The sequence below is a fragment of the Nakamurella sp. genome (assembly GCF_048594475.1).
Classification (GTDB): domain Bacteria; phylum Actinomycetota; class Actinomycetes; order Mycobacteriales; family Nakamurellaceae; genus Nakamurella.
The window spans coordinates 1-2,280 of sequence record NZ_JBMDXT010000538.1 but is presented as its reverse complement, the minus strand read 5'-3'; the positions used below and the strand labels follow the sequence as shown (position 1 = coordinate 2,280).

Below are 2,280 nucleotides of genomic sequence, written 5' to 3'. Positions count from 1 at the left end.
CGGCCCGGCGGCCGCGGCACCGCCGACGAGGTCGTCCCGGGTCCGGGCGACGGCGACCCCGCCGCCGACCGCCGCGGCGGCCGCGCCGTACAGCGCGGCCACCGCGGACGTCGCCAGCAACCGGCGCCGGCTGTACACCGGCGGCGATGCCGCCGGCCCACCGTCAGCCGACCGGTCGACTGGTGATTCAGCCATGGCCGGAGGTCATCGCTCCCATGTCCGACCCCGGGGCCGCGCTGGTGCCCATGTCCATCCCGCCCATGCCGGCGCCGGTCGACGGTGAGTACGACTCCTGGGCTCCGGCGAACTCCTTGGCCACCGCGGTGAACGGCACGGTGCTGCCGTCGTCGAGCGTCAGCACCACCGACACCTCGTCGCCCGGCTTGATCGGCGAGGTCAGGTTCATCACCATCACGTGCAGGCCGCCGGGACCCAGGGTCGTGGTGCCGTCGGCCGGGACGGTGATGCCACCGGCCACCGGTCGCATCACCATGGCGCCGTTGTCCATCGCCATCTCGTGCAGCTCGGTGTGGTCGCTGGCGCTGTTGGTCGCCGACACCACGGTCCGCTGCTGATCGGTGTGGTTGGTGAGCACCCCGAAGGCCGCGGTCATCGTCGGGTCCGAGGTGCCCTCGGTGGCCCGGACCCAGGTGTCGGTGATGGTCACCTCGCCGGTGGCGGACGACCCTGCGGACGACCCTGCGGACGACGAGGCGGACGGGGTCGCCGCGCCGGAGGTCGGGGTGGCGCCCGCGGTCGAGGTGGTGCCGGAACCGCAGCCGGCCAGCAGCAGGCCGCCGGCACACGCGGCCGCGAGCATCCAGGGGGCGCGCGGGGCGCGCCGGAATTCGGTCATCGGTCAATCTCATTTCGGGAGGTCGGCGACGGGCGACCGCCGGCACGGGCCGGCGATCGAGCCCAGGACGGGGCGACTGTTCGGGTCGGGACGGCGGCACCCGGCCGCGCGCACGGCATCACCGGCCGGCTCGACGGCGCGGCGGGGCGGACGGCTGCCGCGGCTGCCGGGGGCGGCCACGCGCCACCGGGCACCGCGTGGCCGGACACCGGGTGGCCGGACCGCGTTCCGAGAGGCTGCGTTCCAGGGCGCCACGTTCGAGGGGCTGCGATCCAGGGCACCGCGATCCAGGACACCGCGATCCAGGGCGGGGCCCGGTCGAACGGTGCGGAGCGGGCGGCGACCCGAACAGGAGGCGGGGTCATCGGCACCACCCGGTGGATGGACCGGGTGCGGCGCGTCAGACCACGGTCGTCGCCGGCGGACCGCGCCGCGGGGCGGCGTGGACCAGGGCGGCGGCCACCGCCGCCCAGACCGGGCGGGTCCGGATCGGCTGCGGGCCGAGCGCCCGGCGATCCGGCATCGGGGTGGACAGCACCGGGCGCTGCCACCGGCCCAGGAAGGCCGCGGCGAGCAAGTGGTCGACGAGCACCACCAACGTGGCGGCGACCAGACCGGCGGCCAGGTGGGCCAGCACCATCGTCGACGACCAGGAGCCGGCGCCGGGCATGGCATGCCCGGCGTGCCCGGCGCCGTCGGTGAGCAGCCCGAAGGCCGGGTGCAGGGCGCCCTGCGCGGCCGTCAGCAGGGGGACGACGGCGGCGGGCGATCGCCACCGCAACAGGATCGGCAGCGAGACCACCGCGGACAGCGCGGTCAGCAGGGCCAGCGGGCCGATGGCCGGCGGCAGGCCCCCGGCGGCGACGTGCGCGGCGACGCTCAGGCCGACGGTGATGACCGCCATCGGGACCGTGCGCGCCGCCTGCCAGGGCAGGCTCCGTCCGCGCGGTCCGATCACCCGCCCAGGCTATCCCGTCGGCCCGCCCGTCCCGCCCACCCGTCCCGCCCCGCCCATCGGCTCACCTCATCTGCCGGTTCGGGAACGATCCAGACCCTCCGGATGTGGCGAGACGGCGCGACCGAGACGGCGCGACCGAGGCGATCGCCTCCGCAGACGCCGAAGGCCCGGCGTCACCGTGGGGCAGCCGGGCCGCGGGTGGCCGCGCCGGACGACGCGGCCGGACGCGTCAGCGGTAGTCGCGACCCAGGTCGAAATCGTCCAGCGGCACCGAGGCTCCGGTGGCGACCCCGAAGGTGTCGGCCCCGTAGTAGGTGTCGTCGAACGACGGCAGCGTGTAGGCGGCCGCACGGGCCTCCTCGGTCGGCTGCACCTGGATGTCCCGGTACCGGGCGATGCCGGTGCCGGCCGGGATCAGCTTGCCGATGATCACGTTTTCCTTCAGGCCGACGAGCTTGTCCGACTT

At 75.8% G+C, this 2,280-nt stretch carries 3 protein-coding genes and 1 pseudogene; all 4 read right to left on the bottom strand.

Going from position 1 to position 2,280, the window contains the following annotated elements:
• Positions 1-195 (bottom strand): annotated as a pseudogene (locus ACOJUF_RS24190) (hypothetical protein); the annotation flags it as partial.
• The gene (locus ACOJUF_RS24185) at positions 188-856 is read right to left on the bottom strand and encodes a copper chaperone PCu(A)C (protein ID WP_420124362.1); all 669 of its coding nucleotides are present in this window, start codon (positions 854-856) and stop codon (positions 188-190) included. The gene ACOJUF_RS24185 and the pseudogene ACOJUF_RS24190, both read right to left, overlap by 8 nt.
• A gap of 400 nt (positions 857-1,256) precedes the next feature.
• Positions 1,257-1,814, bottom strand: coding sequence for a hypothetical protein (locus ACOJUF_RS24180; protein ID WP_420124361.1), 558 nt, complete (start codon positions 1,812-1,814; stop codon positions 1,257-1,259).
• Between the two features lie 229 nt (positions 1,815-2,043).
• On the bottom strand, positions 2,044-2,280 hold a 237-nt coding region (locus ACOJUF_RS24175), incomplete at its 5' end, for a hypothetical protein (RefSeq protein WP_420124360.1).

Excerpts from the sequence above, each read along its gene's own strand:
- ACOJUF_RS24185 (WP_420124362.1), bottom strand. The coding sequence starts at position 856 with ATGACCGAATTCCGGCGCGCCCCGCGCGCCCCCTGGATGCTCGCGGCC.